At 69.7% G+C, this 17,365-nt stretch carries 17 protein-coding genes; 11 read left to right on the top strand and 6 right to left on the bottom strand.

Features of this window, described 5'->3' with window-relative positions; genetic code table 11:
* Nucleotides 1-30: 30 nt before the first annotated feature.
* Entirely contained in the window at nt 31-1,185 is a 1,155-nt protein-coding gene (locus KCH87_RS29620; protein WP_210589368.1) for a glycosyltransferase family 4 protein, read from the bottom strand.
* Nucleotides 1,186-1,441: 256 nt separating this feature from the next.
* Entirely contained in the window at nt 1,442-2,431 is a 990-nt protein-coding gene (locus KCH87_RS29615; protein ID WP_210589367.1) for a DUF3068 domain-containing protein, read from the bottom strand.
* A 203-nt stretch (nt 2,432-2,634) separates the two neighbouring features.
* On the opposite strand from KCH87_RS29615, the gene KCH87_RS29610 reads away from it, so the two are divergent.
* The 4 genes from KCH87_RS29610 (at nt 2,635) to KCH87_RS29595 (ending at nt 5,819) form a co-directional block, all read left to right on the top strand.
* Nucleotides 2,635-2,787 (top strand): hypothetical protein, encoded by a 153-nt coding sequence (locus KCH87_RS29610; RefSeq protein ID WP_210589366.1) that lies wholly within the window; start codon nt 2,635-2,637, stop codon nt 2,785-2,787.
* Nucleotides 2,788-2,801: 14 nt separating this feature from the next.
* Nucleotides 2,802-4,043 carry a CdaR family transcriptional regulator gene (locus KCH87_RS29605; RefSeq protein WP_210589365.1) on the top strand — a complete coding sequence of 414 codons (1,242 nt, stop codon included), beginning with the start codon at nt 2,802-2,804 and terminating at the stop codon, nt 4,041-4,043.
* Between the two features lie 157 nt (nt 4,044-4,200).
* A complete protein-coding gene (locus KCH87_RS29600) occupies nt 4,201-4,974 on the top strand; it encodes an IclR family transcriptional regulator (protein WP_210589364.1) in 774 nt (257 codons plus the stop codon).
* A complete protein-coding gene (locus KCH87_RS29595) occupies nt 4,971-5,819 on the top strand; it encodes an SMP-30/gluconolactonase/LRE family protein (protein ID WP_210589363.1) in 849 nt (282 codons plus the stop codon). Before KCH87_RS29600 ends, KCH87_RS29595 begins: the two co-directional genes overlap by 4 nt.
* A gap of 65 nt (nt 5,820-5,884) precedes the next feature.
* On the opposite strand, the gene KCH87_RS29590 is transcribed toward KCH87_RS29595, so the two are convergent.
* From KCH87_RS29590 to KCH87_RS29580, 3 genes are read right to left on the bottom strand one after another with little or no spacing between them, the layout of a single operon-like run.
* On the bottom strand, nt 5,885-7,297 hold the full coding sequence (locus tag KCH87_RS29590; protein WP_210589362.1) for a pyridine nucleotide-disulfide oxidoreductase: 1,413 nt from the start codon (nt 7,295-7,297) through the stop codon (nt 5,885-5,887).
* Nucleotides 7,290-8,522 (bottom strand): MAB_1171c family putative transporter, encoded by a 1,233-nt coding sequence (locus KCH87_RS29585; RefSeq protein WP_210589361.1) that lies wholly within the window; start codon nt 8,520-8,522, stop codon nt 7,290-7,292. Before KCH87_RS29585 ends, KCH87_RS29590 begins: the two co-directional genes overlap by 8 nt.
* Nucleotides 8,519-9,109: a toxin-antitoxin system, toxin component family protein gene (locus KCH87_RS29580; RefSeq protein ID WP_210589360.1), complete on the bottom strand. Its 591-nt coding sequence runs from the start codon at nt 9,107-9,109 to the stop codon at nt 8,519-8,521. Before KCH87_RS29580 ends, KCH87_RS29585 begins: the two co-directional genes overlap by 4 nt.
* A 221-nt stretch (nt 9,110-9,330) precedes the next feature.
* On the opposite strand from KCH87_RS29580, the gene KCH87_RS29575 reads away from it, so the two are divergent.
* The 7 genes from KCH87_RS29575 to KCH87_RS29545 all read left to right on the top strand — a co-directional run bounded on the left by KCH87_RS29575 (nt 9,331) and on the right by KCH87_RS29545 (nt 16,433).
* Entirely contained in the window at nt 9,331-10,686 is a 1,356-nt protein-coding gene (locus KCH87_RS29575) for an extracellular solute-binding protein (RefSeq protein WP_210589359.1), read from the top strand.
* Complete coding sequence (locus KCH87_RS29570; protein ID WP_210589358.1) at nt 10,683-11,621, top strand: carbohydrate ABC transporter permease; 939 nt, start codon at nt 10,683-10,685, stop codon at nt 11,619-11,621. The genes KCH87_RS29575 and KCH87_RS29570 overlap by 4 nt, the downstream gene beginning before the upstream one ends.
* Nucleotides 11,618-12,451, top strand: coding sequence for a carbohydrate ABC transporter permease (locus tag KCH87_RS29565; RefSeq protein WP_210589357.1), 834 nt, complete (start codon nt 11,618-11,620; stop codon nt 12,449-12,451). Before KCH87_RS29570 ends, KCH87_RS29565 begins: the two co-directional genes overlap by 4 nt.
* Before the next feature lie 139 nt (nt 12,452-12,590).
* Nucleotides 12,591-14,108 carry an alpha-N-arabinofuranosidase gene (locus KCH87_RS29560; protein ID WP_210589356.1) on the top strand — a complete coding sequence of 506 codons (1,518 nt, stop codon included), beginning with the start codon at nt 12,591-12,593 and terminating at the stop codon, nt 14,106-14,108.
* Between the two features lie 28 nt (nt 14,109-14,136).
* A complete protein-coding gene (locus KCH87_RS29555; RefSeq protein ID WP_210589355.1) occupies nt 14,137-14,595 on the top strand; it encodes an Rrf2 family transcriptional regulator in 459 nt (152 codons plus the stop codon).
* A gap of 108 nt (nt 14,596-14,703) precedes the next feature.
* Nucleotides 14,704-15,615, top strand: a complete 912-nt coding sequence (locus KCH87_RS29550; RefSeq protein ID WP_210589354.1) for a sulfite exporter TauE/SafE family protein — start codon at nt 14,704-14,706, stop codon at nt 15,613-15,615.
* Nucleotides 15,616-15,779: 164 nt separating this feature from the next.
* Complete coding sequence (locus tag KCH87_RS29545) at nt 15,780-16,433, top strand: DUF4360 domain-containing protein (RefSeq protein WP_210589353.1); 654 nt, start codon at nt 15,780-15,782, stop codon at nt 16,431-16,433.
* Nucleotides 16,434-16,496: 63 nt separating this feature from the next.
* Here the strand turns inward: KCH87_RS29545 and KCH87_RS29540 are convergent, their stop codons facing one another.
* Nucleotides 16,497-17,255: an intradiol ring-cleavage dioxygenase gene (locus KCH87_RS29540; RefSeq protein ID WP_210589352.1), complete on the bottom strand. Its 759-nt coding sequence runs from the start codon at nt 17,253-17,255 to the stop codon at nt 16,497-16,499.
* Between the last annotated feature and the right edge of the window lie 110 nt (nt 17,256-17,365).

Below are 17,365 nucleotides of genomic sequence, written 5' to 3'. Positions count from 1 at the left end.
ACTCGTCCTCCCCCTCACGGCGAATAGGCGTCACGGCGCAAAGCCCCTCACCGCCTCGGAGGCAACCACCCGGAACTGCCTCACCGTCCGCGACCAGCGATACCGCGCCGCATGGTCACGCGCCGTCTTCCCCATCAGCTCACGGCGGTGCGAGGACAGGGCCAACGTGCACCACGCCGCCGCAAACGACGACTCACCGTGCGCAAGAACCCCCGTCTCACCGTGCACGACAGAGTCACGCAGGCCAGGTACATCGAACGCAACCGACGGAGTCTCCCGCGCCGCGGCCTCGGTGACGACCAGCCCCCACCCCTCCACCGCGGAGGGATGCAGCAACAGCCAGGCCGCGCACAGCAGCCGATGCTTCTCGGCCTCACTCACATGCCCTTTGAACTCCACGCCCGGACCGGCGAGTTGCTCCAGCCGCCGGCGCTCGGGGCCGTCACCGACGATCACCAGCCGCCCACCCGTCACCGGCCGTACCCGCTCCCACAGCCGCAGCAGCAGATCGATCCGCTTGTACTCGACGAGCCGCCCCACCGCCACGAACAGCGGCTCGGGCGAGCGGTCGGCGCGCGGGCCGGGGTCCTCGACCCCGTTGTGCACGACGCGGATCCGGTCCCGTTCGACGCCGATCCCACGCAGTGCGTGGGCCGTCGAGGGGGAGACGGCGACCAGCAGACTTCGGCGCTGCGCACCGGTCAGTGCCCAGTGTTCGAGTCTTCGGCCGATCCGGGCGGCCGGGGCCAGTGGCCCGCCGCCGAACCGCATCTTCCACAGATCGGTGTGGACGTGGTTGACCAGGCATACGGTGGGACCGCGGTGCCACATCGGCGCGAAGTACGGCATGCCGTTGCACACCTCGACCAGCAGATCGCAGTCGCCGACCTGCCGGGCGAACGCCGAACGGGCGCGCAGAAAATGGCCGTACTCACCGCCCGCCGACACGACCCGGTAGTCACGGAAGGCGGCCGGGCCGCCGCACAGCAGGGTCACCTGGTGGCCGAGCCGGGTCAGTCCGTCGGCGAGCCGGTCGACGAGCAGCTCGGAACCGCCGGCGGCAGGGTTGCCCAGGTCCCGATGGGCGAGAAAAACGATTCGGCGCGGAGGTGGGGGGAGCGCCGGGGGGTGCTGCGGCGCCCGGGGGAATGCGGCGCGCAGAGGGACGGGCACGTGCTGGGGCATCGGTGCTCCAACTCGTCTCAGGGTGCGGAACTCAAGGTGGGGGAAGAACGCGGTGGGGCGGGAGTGGTGCGTGTGGGGGTGAGGTGGATTTCGCCGGTGAAGGGGTGGGACCCTCCTGTGAACGAGGGGATATCTCCTGTGAACGGGGTGTGGGCGCACTGTGTTCAGATGTGGGAGTGGACAGTTTTCGCCCAGTGGTTCGAAGCTGCTACTCACCGGCGTGACAATTTCCGGGCTTTGTGGAGCTGACGGAACATCACATCGTGAGCGTCGGTGGGTATTGTTCGGATTCCCCGCCGCTTTCCGGATGTTTCCGCCCACGTATCACCAGAACGCCACCCACCACCGCGAGTACGAATCCGGCCACGGCCGCACCCACCGGCAGGGTCCGCCCCACCAGGCGCAGCTGCCCGCTGTCCTCCTCGGCCCGGTCGACCGCGAACTCCTGTGTCTCGTCCGTGAATGCGATCTTCCTGCTGTCCAGGAGGACCGCCGCATCCGTGTCCCCGCCCGGTGCGCGCAGCGTGCGGCGCGGGCCGGTCTGTGCGTAGATCACCCGGCCGGTGGCCTGGTCGACGACCAGCTCGATGCCGTGGTTGGCGTACCACTCCTCGGCGAACACCTGTGAGCGTTCGGGCTGGTCGACGATGGCGCCGGGCACGAGTCGCGTTCCGGTCCGCGTGGCCGGAACGGTCCCGGTGAACCGGTAGCCCTCGTAGCCCTGGATCTTCTTCTCGCCCCGGTACTGCAAAGTGACCGTGCGCTCCCCGGTGTTGTCCCACCACTGATAGGAGCGTTTCTGCACGTCGAAGGGGAACTTCAGATACGCCTCGCCCTCGATGTACGGCGTCTCGCCACAGCAGTGCACCGGCCGGTTGGTCCGCCGGTCGCTGACCCAGCGGTGCGGTGCGAAGTCCAGCGCGTCGTGCGGATCCGCCGCCGGCAGCGACTTGTCGGTGTCGACGGTGGTCGTCACGTCCCAGACCGCGGCCTTCCCGCTGCGCTCGCTCTCGGCGACGTCGCCGCGGACGCGCTGAGTGATGGTGATGTCCTGGTCGGGGACGGTCTCGACCTTCTCCACGTCGAAGACGGAACCCGTGCCTTGGTAAACGGCGGTCTGGTCGATGTCGATCGGATTCACGGCGGCACGCGGCTCCACGTACCAGGCCAGCAGCGGCGCCAGCACCAGCAGGAACGTGCCGAGGCAGAGCAAAATCAGCGAAAAAGGTGAGGCGGTACGGCGCATCCTGGCACTCCAAGGGCTTGGGACAGTGCTAAGGGCAGTGCGCGTGCGGTCGTCTGGGCCGGGAACCGTAGGCGCACCCTTGACGGAGTGTCAATGGAAAGTCAAGACTGAACCTCTGCCGGACGGGACCGGCACCGGGGTGAGGGTGACCTTTCGAGTACGTCTAGATCTGTTTAGATCTGTCCGGAAAGGCTGACCCTGAGATGTCCAGACTGCTCGCCGCCGCGCTCACCGTGGCGGCCGCCGCCGCACTCGCCGCAGGAGCCGCCCTCGGCATCGTCGCGCTCCTGGAGGCGACGCCCGACCAACCGAACACCCCGCTGATCACGTATGAGCAAGCCGGCCAGGGGAGTTGACCGGTGCGAAGCAAATGACGCAGCCCGCCCGTTCACCGGTCGTCCCGACGCGTTCGGCCTGGCTCGACGTCCCCCGTCTCCAGGTCCGCCGTTTCGCCGCGATCGCCATGTCCGAGGCGCCCGACCTGGCCGAGGAGATCCTGCGCGAGATCCGCCGCGAGTATCCCCATCTGCCCGTCGTCCTCGACGAGTCGGGTGAGCCGATGGCCCTGATCGGCATCCGCCGTGCCATCGAGGTCTTCGTCCAGCATCTGGAGACGGCGGAGGGACGGCCGACGGTACCGCCGGGCGTCTTCCAGGACTTCGGCCGCGGCGAGGGCCTCAACGGCCGAAGCCTGGACTCCCTGCAAGCGATCTACCGCATGGGCGTACGGCTGGCCTGGCGCCGTTTCGCCGAGATCGGCCAGCGCGTGGAGATCCCGCCCCCGGCGATGTACGAACTGGTCGACGCGGGCTACGAGTACCTCGACGGCCTCGTCGACCAGTCGGTACGGGGCTATGCGGAGGCGGCGGCGCGGCAGGCCGGGGAACGACTGCGCCTCCAGCGCCGGCTGATGGAGCTGCTGCTGGCCGAGCATCACCGCGGCGACCCGGCCGACGCGCTCAGCGAACGGGCCGCCCGGATCGGCTGGCCGCTGCCCGAGAAGGTCTCGGTGGGCGTACTGCTGCGCCCGGCCCGGGAGGCGGTGGCCCCCGCCGTCGGCCAGGGCGTGCTCCTCGACATGGAGTACGAGCAGCCCCGCATGGTCGTCCCCGACCCGGACGCCGCCGGCCGCCCCGAGCTGCTGCACCGCGCGCTGACCGGCTGGTCGGGCGCGATCGGCCCGCCCGTGCCGCTGGCGGACGCCGCGAAGTCGCTGCGCTGGGCCGAGGCGGCGGTACGTCTGATGGAACGCCGGCTGCTGCCCGGCGGCGACGTCCTGTACTGCACCGAGCACACCGAGGCGCTGGTCCTGCTCCAGCCCGAGGAACTGATCGACGACCTGGCCCTCAGGTGCCTCGCCCCCCTGGCCCACTGCGGCCCCACCCACGGCCGCCGTCTCGCCGAGACCCTTCTCGCCTGGCTGGAGACCCGCGGTGGAGCACCGGAGGTGGCGGCCCGGCTCGGCGTCCATCCCCAGACCGTCCGCTATCGCCTCCGCCAGATCAGGGAGCTGTGGGGCGACGAGATCGACAACCCGGACCGGCGCTTCGAGCTGGAGCTGGTACTGCGGGCTCAGCGACTGAGGGGACGGGTGGGCGAAGTGCAGGGCTGACGTCCGCTCCCGGTGAGGGCTGACGTCAGGTCCCGTGCCGATCGGTCGTGCCGCCCCATTGCCCGGGTAAACGCACCTTGAGTAGCCTGTGTTCGTCATTCCGATCGGCTGTTGAAATTTCGAACGCAGCCAGCGACACAAGGGAGGGGGCCGGAAGATGGGACGCCTCGTACCTGCCGTGACCCGGGCTCTCGACATACTCGAGCTCTTCCTCGACGGGGACGGCACACTCTCCGCCCCCGACATCGTGCGCAAGCTTCAGCTGCCGCGCACCACCGTGCACGAACTGGTCACCACGCTCGCCGCCCGGTCGTACATCGTCCAGGTACCGGGTCAGCCGGGACGCTACCGGCTCGGCGTACGTCCGTACCAGCTCGGCAGCCGGTACGCCGAGCAGCTGGACCTCGCGGCCGAGGGACAGCAGGTCGCCCGGTCGGTCGCCGAGACCTGTGACGAGACCGTACACGTGGCGATCCTGGAGGGCACCGACGTCATCTACATCGCCAAGGTCGACTCGACGCACGCCGTCCGCATGGTCTCCGCGGCCGGCCGGCGGCTGCCCGCGCACTGCACCTCGGTCGGCAAGATGCTGCTCGCCTCCCTCCCCGAGCCGGAGCTCACCTCCCGCGTCCCGGACGACGTCCCACTGGTCGCCATGACGCCCAACAGCATCACCGACCCCGGCGCCCTGCGCGAGGCCCTGCACGAGATCCGGCAGCGCGGCATCGCCGCGGAGAGCCGCGAGTCCAATCCGGACGTCTCCTGTGTCGCCGCACCGGTCCGTGACCGCACCGGTCAGGTCGTCGCCGCGCTCTCCATCTCCGTCCCCATGATCCGCTGGAGCGACGAGCGCCGCGTCGAACTGGAGCAGCTCGCCGCCAAGGGCGCCGTCGAACTCTCCGAGCGCCTCGGTCACCGGAGCGTGGGATGACCTACGCGTACGACGTGGCGGTCCGCGCCGAGGCGACGCTCGGCGAGGGCCCGACCTGGGACACCGACGGCCGGCGGCTCCTGTGGATCGACATCCTCGGCGCCCGGCTCCACACCTACGAGCCCCTCTCCGGCCGCCGTACGATCCGCGCCCTCGACCAGCACATAGGCGCCGTCAAGCCCCGCACCGGTGGCGGTCTCGTCCTCAACCTCCGGGACGGGGTCGCCCTCCTCGACCCCGACGACACCTTCCGCTGGCTCCACCACGAGCCGGTCCCGGGCCGCCGCGCCAACGACGCCGCCGTCGCCCCCGACGGCTCCCTCTGGGCCGGCACCATGCGCTACGACGAGGCACCCGGCGGCGGCACACTCACCCGCCTCACCGACGACGGCTCCGCCGAGACCGTGCTCGACGACGTGGCGGTCAGCAACGGCACGGGGTGGAGCCCCGACGCCCGGCTGATGTACTACATCGACTCGCCGACCCGCCGCGTCGACATCTTCGACCACGAGGACGGCCGCATCGCGAACCGCCGCCCCTTCGTCGACATAGAGGACGGCGCCGGCTTCCCCGACGGCCTCACCGTCGACGCCGACGGCTGCGTGTGGGTGGCGCTGTGGGACGGCGGAGCGGTACGCCGCTACACCCCCACCGGCGACCTGGACCGCGTAATCCCCCTCCCCACCCCCCGGATCACAGCCTGCACCTTCGGCGGCCCCGACCTGACCGACCTCTACATCACAACAGCCCGGGTGGGCCTGAAGACGCCACACCCGATGGCGGGTTCGCTACTGGTGGTGCCGACCGCAGGCAAGGGACTACGGCAACCCAAATTCGCCGGGTAACTGGAGCGCCCCATAGGGGCGCGGGGAACTGCGCGCTCAGCCCCCACGCACCCGCACCCGAACACCTACTGCAACCCCACCCGCTTCAACTCCTCCGCAGTCAACGGCGGCGCAGCCAACGGCACCTTCAACGGCCCCACCACAGCCCCCAACAAAACCGACGGAGTCAACAGCACCTCCGCCCGCCGCTCAAGCGACGTCACATCCGTCACGCGGCGGGCGATCCGCCCGTTCCCCGTGGCCGTGTACATCAGCCGGTCCACATACGCGGCCACGAGCCGGTCGCGCAGGGTGGGCCCGTTCTCCGTGGCCCCCGGGTAGAACACGTCCTGCCCGGTCGCCAGATCCCACGCCGCGCCGACCGGCCGGGCCACCGCCTTCTGGATACGGCGGGACAGACCGGGCGCACCCCAGCCGCGACGCCGTACGACATCCCTGAGGATCAGGGCGCTCTGGGCGCCGACCGCCAGGCCGTGACCGTAGACCGGGTTGTACGCGGCGAGCGCGTCGCCGAGGACGGCGAGGTTGTCGGGCCAGGCCGGCATCCGCTCGTAGAAGTACCGGCGGTTGACGGTGGCGCGGGTGAACGCCACTTCGGACAGCGGCTCGGCCCGTGTGAGCAGGTCGCCGATCAGCGGGTGCCGCAACTCCTCGCGGGCGAAGCGGACGAAGTCGTCGCCCGAGGCGTTCGCGGGAGTGGGTTCGCCGCCGCGGGTGCCGCTGAGGGTGGCGAGCCAACGGCCGTTCTCGATGGGCAGCAGGACGCCGTTGCGGCCGGGTCCGCCGTCCTGCGGGGCCGGCTGTACGTTGATCACCGGGAAGCCGCCGCGCGCCTGCTCCGGCGCGAGGTAGAGCCGGCTGGCATAGGCCAGGCCTGAGTCGACCTCGCGTCGCTCCGGTGCGGGCAGCCCCAGGCCGGTCAGCCAGCGGGGCGTTGCGGAGCCCCGGCCGGTGGCGTCGACGACCAGGCCCGCCCCGAGCGTCCTCTCCCGGCCGTCGCGCTCCCGCACCCGGACCCCGGTGACCGCCTCCGAGTTGCCCACCAGCCCCAGCACCTGCGTGCCGCCGAGCACCTCGATCCGCTCGTCCGCGAGGACCTGCGCGCGGATCGTGGCGTCGAGCAGGTCCCGTCCGGCCAGGATCACGTGGTGGGACTCGGGCCAGCGGCGGAACCAGCCGCCGGGCGAAAGAGCGACCATGTCCGTGGTGATCGGCGCCCGGCGCGCCCCGGCGGCGCGGAGCGCCTCGGTGCTGCCCGGCAGCAGTTCCTCCATGGCCAGGGCCCCGCCCGACCACAGCAGGTGGACGTGTCGTGCCTGCGGGAGCCCCTTGCGGGGCGCGGGTTCCGCGGGCAGTTCGTCGCGCTCCACGACGACGACCCGGTCGGCGAGATCGACCAGGGCGCGGGCCGTGAGCATGCCGGTGTGGGATCCCCCGAGGACGACGGCGACTCTGGCGGGGGAGGGGCGTTCACTCATGCGCGGACATGCTCTCTGCCGGGACGGCGGCGCGGGCGCGTACCGCCGTGATCTCGTCGGGGCTGCGCAGGGCCTCGGACACGGCCTGGATCTCCTGCAACAGGTATGCGGTGTCGGGGGCGGTCGTGTGGTCGCCGTCCGGGTCGCGCCGCCCTGCCTCCACGGCGTCCAGGATCGTGACGGCGGCGGCGAGGGCCTGTGCCCGGCCGTGCTCGGCGCCGAGCGCGAGGGCGGTGTCGTAGGACCGTCGTCGTAGGTCCTCGTCGAGGTGGCGGGAGAGCTGGAGGAGCGCGTCGCGGATGTAGGTCTCGCGGCGGATCAGGCGGATCTCGGGCGTCGCGCGAAGGCCCCAGGGCTCACGGCTGACCGCGACGCTCCGCAGGAGCCGGGCCAGCGGCCCGAGGTTCCGGCGTTGGCGGTGGACCATCCAGCGGTCCTGGAGGTACTGCCCGGCGTGCGGGACGATGACGCCGGTCGCGACCATGGTGGCGCCGATGCAGGCGGCGGACGGCGCGATGTTCGTGTTGAGCCAGTCCAGGTCGTGCCCGGTCCACCGGGCCACGATGGCGGTGAACTTGGCGGCGCTGAAGAGGAGGTTCGTGACGTAGCCGAAGCTCAGGATCCGCAGCCCCCAGCGCAGCCAGCCGTCGAGGCCGTCGGTGCGGATCCAGACCCAGATGAGCCGGGCGGTGATCAGACAGGCGACCGTGTGCACGATCAGGTAGAGGAGGATCTCCTCGCGCATGAACGGTGTGGTGGCGTAGTACGTGTCCAGGTCCTGGACCTGTTCGACCGGTACGTCGGCGAGCGCGAACAGGACCCACAGTGCGACCACCACGGCCGCGTAGACGGAGACCACCCACCGGGTCGCGCGCCGCGTCTGCGCCTGGTGCTCGGTACGGCCGTTGCGCCAGTGGATGACGAGCAGCAGCCAGGACGCGGACAGCGCGGTGATCAGGGAGTACACCCAGGGCGCCGCGATGTTCGGTACGCCGGTGACCCGGTTGGTCCAGGCGATGGTGCTCGGGGCGGCGAAGACGAACACCGCGCAGGCGAGCAGCAGCAGGCCGCCCACGGCACGCAGCAGCGGGTCCCGCCACAGCTTGACGATGCTGGGCAGCTTGATCGTCAGGGCCGCGGCGAGGACCAGGCCGGGAAGCCAGAAGGATATGTACAGCCCGGTGAGGAACCCGACCGGGCCCTCGGCCAGTTGGAGATGCGTCACCGGGATCCGCCTCCGCGGTAACCGAGGGACCTCTGGAGCGGGTCGGGTGCGGCCTCGCGTCCCTGTCCGGCCACGAAGGGCTGGAACGCCGCCGCGAGCCGGTGCCCGAAGTCGTCCGCCTCGGCCTCGTCCGTCTCGCGGGAGCCGTTGCGGGCGGCCACGGTCAGGGCGACGGAGTCCCAGCCGGACCGTCCGGCGAGGGCGTGCGCCGCGGCCGCGTGATGGTGTGTGTGCCCCGCGTGCATGTGCCACAACTCATGGCCGAGGATGACCAGTTGCTGCATGGCCTCGGCGCGATCCTCCACGATGACGAGGTCGAAGTCCTGGAACTCGACCCACAGGCCGGTCACTTCGATCTCGTCGGGGAAGCGCTCGAAGCGCAGCTCGACGGGGCGCCCGCCGCGACGTGCGCTCATCTCCGCGCACAGCGCGGTACACAGCGTGCGGACGTCGGTCGGGGGTCTGGAGTCCGCGGAGAGTGCGGTTGCGAGGTCGGCCGCCAGGGCCCGCATGGCGAAGCCGCGTCGCGAGCTCCGCAGCGCCGTGGCGATCCGGGACGCCGTCCTGCGCGCGCCCGCGATGTCCATCGCACCCCCTTCGTCCCGCCGTTCGGCGGCTCGTCCGAGATTACGCGCCCGGAACTGTGCACGTCATGCGATCCGGTCACCGTCGTTCAATCGAGAACGACCGCCGATGCCCGAAATTCGTGCACGACCCATTGACGTCGAAGAGCATCAACTTTACGGTCCCGTTCGAAGTTACGAGCATGTTTCGATATCTCGAACACACCGAGCAGATGGGGCAGGGAATGGGACAACCTGGCCTGAATCGCAGGCAACTTCTGGCCGCAGCGGGCGGACTGGCGGTCGCGGGCAGCTTCGGCTTCGCGGCACTGGGGACCGGGGCCGACGCGCTCGCCTCCGGCGCGGACACCCGGGTGCGCTACTGGAACCTCTTCAGCGGCGGCGACGGCGCCAACATGATCGCGATGCTGGACGCCTTCCGTGAGGCCAACCCCGGCATCGACGTGAAGGACTCGACCCTCCAGTGGGGCAACCCCTTCTACACCAAGCTCGCCATGGCGGCCGCCGGCAACCGCGCACCCGACCTCGGCGTCATGCACCTCGGCCGGGTCACCGGCTTCTCGCCCGGCCGGCTCCTGGACCCCTGGGACGTCGGCCTGCTCGCCAAGTACGGCGTACGGGAAGCGGACTTCAACCCCGACCTCTGGAAGCGCGCCGTCATCGACGGCAGGCTCTACGCCCTCCCGCTCGACATCCACGTCCAGCTCTGCTTCTACCGCAAGGATGTCCTGAAGAAGGCGGGTCTGCTCGGCGACGACGGCCGGATCGTGCCCGTGACGTCGGCCGACGAGTGGTTCGACGTACTCAAGGAGGCCAAGAAGGCCACCAAGAAGGGGTTGCAGACCATCGGGCTGTGGGTCAACGACCAGAACTTCCAGTGGTGGTTCTTCGTCGCCTTCTACACCCAGCTCGGCGGCACCTGGTTCGACGCCGCCCATTCCGAGGTCACTTTCGACACCGACAAGGCCGTCCAGGTCCTGGAGTTCCTGCGCCGCCACATCACCGACGGGTACGCCGACCCGGGGATGGGCTCCGTCGGCGCCGAACAGTTCATCAACGGCGCGCCCTTCGCCTGGGAGGGCAACTGGTCGGTGCCGGTCTACTCCGGCGCGGGGCTCGACTACGGCGCCACCCCACTGCCGCCCGTCTTCGGCAGGCAGGCCACCCACGCCGAGTCGCACGGCTTCGTCCTGCCGCACCAGTCCGACCGGGGCGGCACCACCAACGAGGCCGCGCACCGACTCGCCGCCTACGTCGTCACGCACGCCCAGCAGTGGGCGGCCGGCGGCCACATCCCCGCCTACACGCCGACCCTGTCGACGGCCGCGTACAAGAAGCTGAGCCCGCAGAACGAGTATGTGTCGGCCATGGACCACCAGGCCACCGAGCCGAAGGTGTGGTTCGCGGGCTCCACCGGCATCCTCGCCCAGCGCGTGGGCCCGATCGTCGTCTCCTCGACGCTGGGCTCCGCCAGGCCGGAGGCCGTCGCCGACCGGATGAAGGGCGCGCTCACCGAACTGCTCGCCATGAAGAACCCCATGGACGGCAAGACCGCCGCACAGGGAGGTACGGCCGTATGACAACTGCTGAGACCGTCTTCGCGCCGGCCCGCGCAAGGACAGCCGCGATCGGCGCCACCGTCCGCCGCAAGCAGGGCTTCCAGCACGGCGGCTGGTTCGTGGCCCCCTTCCTCACCCTCTTCTCGCTCTTCGTGATCTGGCCTCTCCTCCGCGGCGTCTACCTCAGCTTCACGGACGCCAACATCTCCGGCGACACCACGAGTTTCATCGGCCTCGACAACTACCGCGAGGCCCTCCAGGACCCGCTGATGTGGGACGCCCTCGGCCACAGCGCCTACTTCACGCTGCTGGTCGTGCCCTGCATCACGGTCCTCGCCTTCCTCCTCGCGATGCTCGCCCACCACTTAGAGCGCGGCAAATGGCTGTGGCGGCTGTGCTTCTTCGCCCCGTTCCTCCTCCCCTCCACCGTCGCGGGCGACCTGTGGCAGTGGCTGTTCAACCCCGGCACGGGCATGATCAACCACGTCTTCGGCATCGAGACGCCGTGGCTGACCGACAAGTCGTACGCGATGCTCGCCATCGTCATCACCACCCTGTGGTGGACGGTCGGCTTCAGCTTCCTGCTCTATCTCGCCGCACTTCAGGGCATCCCCGAGCAGCTCTACGAGGCCGCCAAGCTGGACGGCGCGAACGCCTGGCACCGCATGGTCCGCATCACCCTCCCGCTGCTGCGCAACATCACCGGCCTCGTCATCGCCCTTCAGATCCTGGCCTCGCTCCAGGTCTTCGACCAGGCGGTGGTGATGATGGACTTCAGCCCAGGACCGGAGGAATCGACCCGCACCTTCGTGCAGTACACGCTCGAAGAGGGCTTCACCAGCTACCGCGTGGGCTACGCCTCCGCCATCTCCATCATCTTCTTCGTGATCATCGCGGCCGTCGCCCTCGCCCGGATGTGGCTGCTGCGCAACCGTGAGGAGGGCGCCGCCCGATGACGACCAAGGCATGGACCCCCAGCCAGATCATCCTCACCCTCCTCGGCGCGGCCGTCTCCGCGGTCTTCCTCGCCCCCTTCGCCTGGGGCCTGTTCACCTCGCTCAAGTCGGAGACCGAGGCCGTCGAGGTGCCCCCGCACTGGCTGCCGAAGGACTGGACGGGCCAGGCGTGGAACGCCCTGTTCGAGACCGGAAACATCACGAACTGGTTCGTGAACTCCCTGGTCGTGTCGGTGTGCGTGACATCCGTCGTCCTGCTGGTGAGCGCTCTCGCCGGATACGGCTTCGCCCGCACCGAGTTCCGCGGCAAGGGCGTCCTCATGGGCGTGGTCATGGCGGGCTTGATGATCTCCCCGGCGGTCCTCGGGGTCCCCTTGTTCACCACGGTCCAGCAGATGGGGATGGTGGACACGTACTGGGGCATGATCCTGCCGCAGTGCGCGCCCGCCGCGATGGTCTACATCCTCTACAAGTTCTTCCAGGGCATCCCGCGGGAACTGGAGGAAGCGGCGTTCATCGACGGCGCGGGCCGCTGGCGGGTCTTCTTCACCATCGTCGTCCCGCTGGCCCGCCCCTCCCTGGCAGCGGTGGGCATCTTCACCTTCATCGCGTCCTGGAACAATTTCCTCTGGCCGTACATGGTCACCAACAACCCCGACCTGATGACCATGCCCAACGGCATCGCGACCGTCATGAACTCCTACGGCATCCAGTGGGCCCAGCTCATGGCCGGCGGCCTGATGGCGGGGATTCCGCTGATCGTCGTGTTCGTGTTCTTCCAGCGGCAGATTGTCGCGGGAGTGGCCCACACGGGTCTGGCAGGCCAGTGACGATTTTCGTCTGCGGGCCGGTGGGGGCTGGTCGCGCAGTTCCCCGCGCCCCTTTAGGGGCGCGGGGAACTGCGCGACCAGCCACGAACGACCCCGAAGCCGCCCACGAAACATGAAGCACCCCCTTCGAAAGGCGAACATGCACACAGCCCGCTTCACCCTCGACCCCGCCTTCACGGTCGGCCAGGTCAACCCCCGGCTCTTCGGCAGCTTCGTCGAACACCTCGGCCGCTGCGTGTACACCGGCATCTTCGAACCGGACCACCCCACCGCAGACGAGGCGGGCCTCCGCCAAGACGTCCTGAACCTGGTCAGGGAACTCGGCGTGACAGCCATCCGCTACCCCGGAGGCAACTTCGTCTCGGGCTACAAGTGGGAAGACTCGGTAGGCCCCGCAGGGGACCGTCCCCGCCGCCTCGACCTCGCCTGGCACTCAACGGAGTCAAACCGTTTCGGTCTCTCCGAGTACATCGCCTTCCTCCGCAAGATCGGCCCCCAGGCCGAACCCATGATGGCCATCAACCTCGGCACACGTGGAGTCACGGAGGCCCTCGAACTCCAGGAATACGCCAACCACACGTCCGGCACCGCCCTCTCCGACCTCCGCGCCTCCCACGGCGACAAGGACCCCTTCGGCATCAAGCTCTGGTGCCTCGGCAACGAGATGGACGGCCCCTGGCAGACCGGCCACAAGACAGCCGAGGAGTACGGCCGTATCGCCGCCGAAACGGCCCGTGCCATGCGCCAGATGGACCCCGGTGTCGAACTCGTCGCCTGCGGTTCCTCCAGCCAGTCCATGCCGACTTTCGCGGAGTGGGAGGCGACCGTCCTCAAGGAGACGTACGACCTCGTCGACCACATCTCGCTGCACGCCTACTACTGGCCCGAGAACGGCGACATCGACTCCTTCCTCGCCTCCGCCGTCGACATGGAGTCCTTCATCGACAACGTCGTCGCGACCGCCGATCACGTGGGGGCGCAGCTCAAGACGGAGAAGCGGATCAACCTGTCCTTCGACGAGTGGAACGTCTGGTACCTGCCCGAGTGGGAGGCGCACGCGAAGACCTTCGAGCAGGACGACTGGCCGGAGGCCCCCCGGCTTCTGGAGGACAACTACAGCGTCACCGATGCCGTGGTCTTCGGCTCCCTCCTCATCGCCCTGCTCCGCCACGCCGACCGCGTCACCGTCGCCTGTCTCGCCCAGCTCGTCAACGTGATCGCGCCGATCATGACGGAGCCGGGCGGCCCGGCGTGGCGGCAGACGACGTTCTTCCCGTTCGCGCAGGCGTCGCAGTACGGCCGCGGGAAGGTCCTGGACGTACGGGTGGACTCACCGACGTACGAGACGGTCAAGTACGGCGAGGCCGATCTGCTGCACGCCACCGCCGTACGCGCCGAGGACGGCACGGTCACCGTCTTCGCCGTGAACCGCAGCCGCACCGAAGCGCTGCCGCTCGAAGTCGCCCTGAACGGGCTGGACTTGACGTCGGTCGTCGAGCACAGCGCGCTCGCGGACGCCGACCCGGACGCCCGCAACACGCTCGACGACCCCGAGCGGGTCGCCCCGCACCCGGTCGAGGGCACCGCGCTCCGGGACGGCTCCACCCTCACCGCCGTACTGGAACCGCTGTCCTGGAACGTGATCCGGCTGCGCTGAGCCCGGCGCGACCGGTGACAATGGGCGTATGAGGATCTCGGCACGGGCGGACTACGCGGTACGGGCTGTACTGGAGCTCGCCGTACGCCACGACGACGGCCCGGTGAAGGCGGAGACCATCGCCACCGTCCAGGACATCCCGCACAAGTTCCTGGAGGGCATTCTCGGCGACCTCCGCCGCGCCGGGCTGGTGGACAGCCGGCGCGGCGGCAACGGCGGCTACCGGCTGGCCCGGGAAGCTGCGGCGATCACGGTCGCCGACGTGATCCGGGCCGTCGACGGACCCATCGTGTCCGTACGAGGGGTCCGTCCGACCGGCCTGTCCTACGCCGGGTCGGCCGAGCCGCTGCTGCCGCTGTGGATCGCGGTGCGCGCCAATGTCCGCCGGATCCTGGAGGGCGTCACCATCGCGGACCTCGCGGGGAACGCCCTGCCCACCTCGGTGAAGGAACTGGCCGCCGAACCCGCGGCCTGGGAGAACCCGTAAAGCCTCACAGAGTGCTCAGCCTGTTCTCAGATTGAGGGTCTAAGGTCCCGTCCCGTTGTTCATTCCTACTCACCCGGTAGGAATCCTCGGGAAGACGGGACCGACCGCATGCGCACGCTGATACTGCTCGCCCTCGCGGGCCTTGGCGCCCAGCTCGTGGACGGCAGCCTCGGCATGGCCTACGGCGTGACCTCCACCACCCTGCTGCTCGCCATGGGCACCAACCCGGCGGCGGCCTCGGCCACCGTCCACCTCGCCGAGATCGGTACGACGCTGATGTCGGGCGCCTCGCACTGGCGGTTCGGGAACGTGGACTGGAAGGTCGTGGCGAGGATTGGCGTGCCGGGGGCGGTGGGCGCCTTCCTGGGCGCGACCGTGCTCTCCAAGCTGTCGACCGAGCTCGCCGAGCCGGTGATGTCCCTGATCCTGCTGGGTCTCGGCCTGTACGTCATGTCCCGCTTCACCTTCCGCGGACTGCCCAAGGGCCGGCTGGGCAAGCCGCTGCGGAGGCGTTTCCTGACGCCGCTCGGCCTGGTCGCCGGGTTCCTGGACGCGACCGGCGGGGGCGGCTGGGGCCCGGTCGGTACGCCCGCACTGCTGGCCAGCGGCCGGATGGAACCCCGTAAGGTCATCGGCTCGATCGACACCAGCGAGTTCCTGGTCGCGGTCGCCGCGAGCTTCGGCTTCCTGTTCTCGCTCGGCTCGCAGGGCATCGACTTCCTGTGGGTGGCGGCCTTCCTGATCGGCGGGCTGATCGCCGCGCCGATCGCCGCGTGGCTGGTGCGCCTGGTCCCGCCGCGGGTCCTGGGCTCGGCGGTCGGCGGCGTCATCATCGTGACCAACGTCCGTACGCTGCTGAAGAGCGACTGGATCGGTGCGTCGGGCGGGCTGAGCGCGGCCGTGTACGTCGTCCTGTACGCGGTGTGGGCCGCCGCCCTGGCCTACTCGATCCGCGCCTACCGTCGGGAGAAGGCGGCGGAGGCCGAGCCGGCCGCGGAGCGGCAGCCGGTCAGCGCCTGACCGGGCTTGGCTCAACTGGGTTGTAAATGGCTGGAGTTCACCCTTACGCCTGCGCGCACGGCTCGTACGATGCGAACGCCTCTCGCCTTCACAAAAACCTCACAGTTTCTTCAAAGGTCAACGAGGGCCGGAGGCACAGCCACCCCCCAACCCTTAGGAGAGACATGTCTCGTGGACTCCTGCTGAGCGGCGGCGCACTGGCCGCTCTGCTCATGGCCACACTGCCCGCGCACGCGGCCCCGTCCTCCATCGTCGACCCGCCCCCGGACAAGATCGTCATCGACGTCGCCACGGTGAACGGCTCCGGCTGTCCCCAGGGCACCGCGGCAGTGGCCGTCTCCGAGGACAACACGGCCTTCACGGTCACCTACAGCGAGTACCTCGCCCAGGCCGGCGGCAACTCCGACCCCACCGCGTTCCGCAAGAACTGCCAGCTCAACCTGATCGTCCATGTCCCGCAGGGCTTCACGTACGCCATCGCCAGCGCGGACTACCGCGGCTTCGCCGCCCTCCAGTCCGGCGCGAGCGCAACACAGAGAGCCTCGTACTACTTCCAGGGCTCACCGCAGACGGCGTACCGGAGTCACCCCTTCAGCGGCCCCCTCAACGACAACTGGCAGGCCACCGACAGCACCGACTGGGCCCAACTGGTCTGGGCACCCTGCGGAGTTCAGCGCAACTTCAACATCAACACCGAGCTGCGCGTGGCGGCGGGGAGCACCTCGGCCGACAAGGTCAGCTTCATGACGATGGACTCCACCGACGGCGACATCAGCACGGTGTACCACATGGCGTGGAAGGAGTGCCCGGGCAAGTAGCCCCGCACGCGTGAGGCCGCGCCCGGCGGGGAGCCGGGCGCGGCCTTCTGCCGGTCGGCCGGGTCAGCTGCTCTCCACTCCCAGGGTCAGCGCCCCCGCGTAGCCGGCGGAGGGGGAGCTGCCCAGGGCGGTGAGGGCGAGGAGGCCGGATGCGGCGCCTCCGTCGTCGTAGATGGAGTCCTGGGCGAGGGTGGTGCGGGGGACCGTGTTGGCGGCGTAGGTGGCGAGCGCGGCGACGCCCGTCGTGATCGTCTCGTCGAAGAAGAGCTGGCCGGTGTGGAGTTCCTGGCCGCCGGTGAAGGAGCCGTCGGCGGTGAGCGTGACGTCGGTGTGGGCCTTGATGTGGATGTGGACGCAGCGTCCGCGGTACCAGCCGGGGTACACGGTCGTGATCGCCGCGACGCCGTCCGAGCCGGTGAGCACGCCGCCGCGCAGGAACTTGCCGTTGTCCGGTTCGTCGTGGCCGTTGTTGCCGACGAAGCCGGAGTACTCGCCGAGGGCGTCGCAGTGCCAGAGCTCCACCAGGGCGTTGCCCAGCGGGACGCAGGTGTCGTCGTCGACGACGGTGAGGCTGAGCTTCAGCGGGATGCCGGTCTTGTCCTCGCGGAGGTCGGCGCGCACGAGCTGTCCGTCGAGGTAGTAGGGGCCTTCCGTCATCTCCTTCGTGAGGGTGCAGACGGCCGCGGCGGCCACGGGGGCCGTCCGGGCTGTGGGGGCTTCGGGCGTGGCGGCGACAGCCAGGCTTGCGGCCGTGGCGCCGGTGGCGATCAGGACGGTGCGGCGCCTGATCTGGGTCTGGGGGGCTTCCGAAGTGTCTGTCATGGACACGGCACCATAGGAACGGACTCTGTCGGTCAGCTGTCAGTTGGGCAAAGTGAGGATCCGTCAAGTTCCTTGCCGGACATGCCACTTCCGCTTCGATTCGATCCAGG

Origin of the sequence: Streptomyces sp. GESEQ-35 (assembly GCF_017948485.1) — a bacterium.
Classification (GTDB): domain Bacteria; phylum Actinomycetota; class Actinomycetes; order Streptomycetales; family Streptomycetaceae; genus Streptomyces.
This window is presented reverse-complemented; position numbering and strand designations above follow the sequence as displayed.

What these genes read in the sequence shown, in the direction of transcription:
- KCH87_RS29565 (WP_210589357.1), top strand. Translation starts at nt 11,618, where the DNA reads ATGACGACCAAGGCATGGACCCCCAGCCAGATCATCCTCACCCTCCTC.
- KCH87_RS29540 (WP_210589352.1), bottom strand. Translation starts at nt 17,255, where the DNA reads ATGACAGACACTTCGGAAGCCCCCCAGACCCAGATCAGGCGCCGCACC.
- KCH87_RS29545 (WP_210589353.1), top strand. Translation starts at nt 15,780, where the DNA reads ATGTCTCGTGGACTCCTGCTGAGCGGCGGCGCACTGGCCGCTCTGCTC.
- KCH87_RS29595 (WP_210589363.1), top strand. Translation starts at nt 4,971, where the DNA reads ATGACCTACGCGTACGACGTGGCGGTCCGCGCCGAGGCGACGCTCGGC.
- KCH87_RS29600 (WP_210589364.1), top strand. Translation starts at nt 4,201, where the DNA reads ATGGGACGCCTCGTACCTGCCGTGACCCGGGCTCTCGACATACTCGAG.
- KCH87_RS29560 (WP_210589356.1), top strand. Translation starts at nt 12,591, where the DNA reads ATGCACACAGCCCGCTTCACCCTCGACCCCGCCTTCACGGTCGGCCAG.
- KCH87_RS29550 (WP_210589354.1), top strand. Translation starts at nt 14,704, where the DNA reads ATGCGCACGCTGATACTGCTCGCCCTCGCGGGCCTTGGCGCCCAGCTC.
- KCH87_RS29605 (WP_210589365.1), top strand. Translation starts at nt 2,802, where the DNA reads ATGACGCAGCCCGCCCGTTCACCGGTCGTCCCGACGCGTTCGGCCTGG.
- KCH87_RS29580 (WP_210589360.1), bottom strand. Translation starts at nt 9,109, where the DNA reads ATGGACATCGCGGGCGCGCGCAGGACGGCGTCCCGGATCGCCACGGCG.
- KCH87_RS29610 (WP_210589366.1), top strand. Translation starts at nt 2,635, where the DNA reads ATGTCCAGACTGCTCGCCGCCGCGCTCACCGTGGCGGCCGCCGCCGCA.
- KCH87_RS29570 (WP_210589358.1), top strand. Translation starts at nt 10,683, where the DNA reads ATGACAACTGCTGAGACCGTCTTCGCGCCGGCCCGCGCAAGGACAGCC.
- KCH87_RS29620 (WP_210589368.1), bottom strand. Translation starts at nt 1,185, where the DNA reads ATGCCCCAGCACGTGCCCGTCCCTCTGCGCGCCGCATTCCCCCGGGCG.
- KCH87_RS29555 (WP_210589355.1), top strand. Translation starts at nt 14,137, where the DNA reads ATGAGGATCTCGGCACGGGCGGACTACGCGGTACGGGCTGTACTGGAG.
- KCH87_RS29590 (WP_210589362.1), bottom strand. Translation starts at nt 7,297, where the DNA reads ATGAGTGAACGCCCCTCCCCCGCCAGAGTCGCCGTCGTCCTCGGGGGA.
- KCH87_RS29575 (WP_210589359.1), top strand. Translation starts at nt 9,331, where the DNA reads ATGGGACAACCTGGCCTGAATCGCAGGCAACTTCTGGCCGCAGCGGGC.
- KCH87_RS29615 (WP_210589367.1), bottom strand. Translation starts at nt 2,431, where the DNA reads ATGCGCCGTACCGCCTCACCTTTTTCGCTGATTTTGCTCTGCCTCGGC.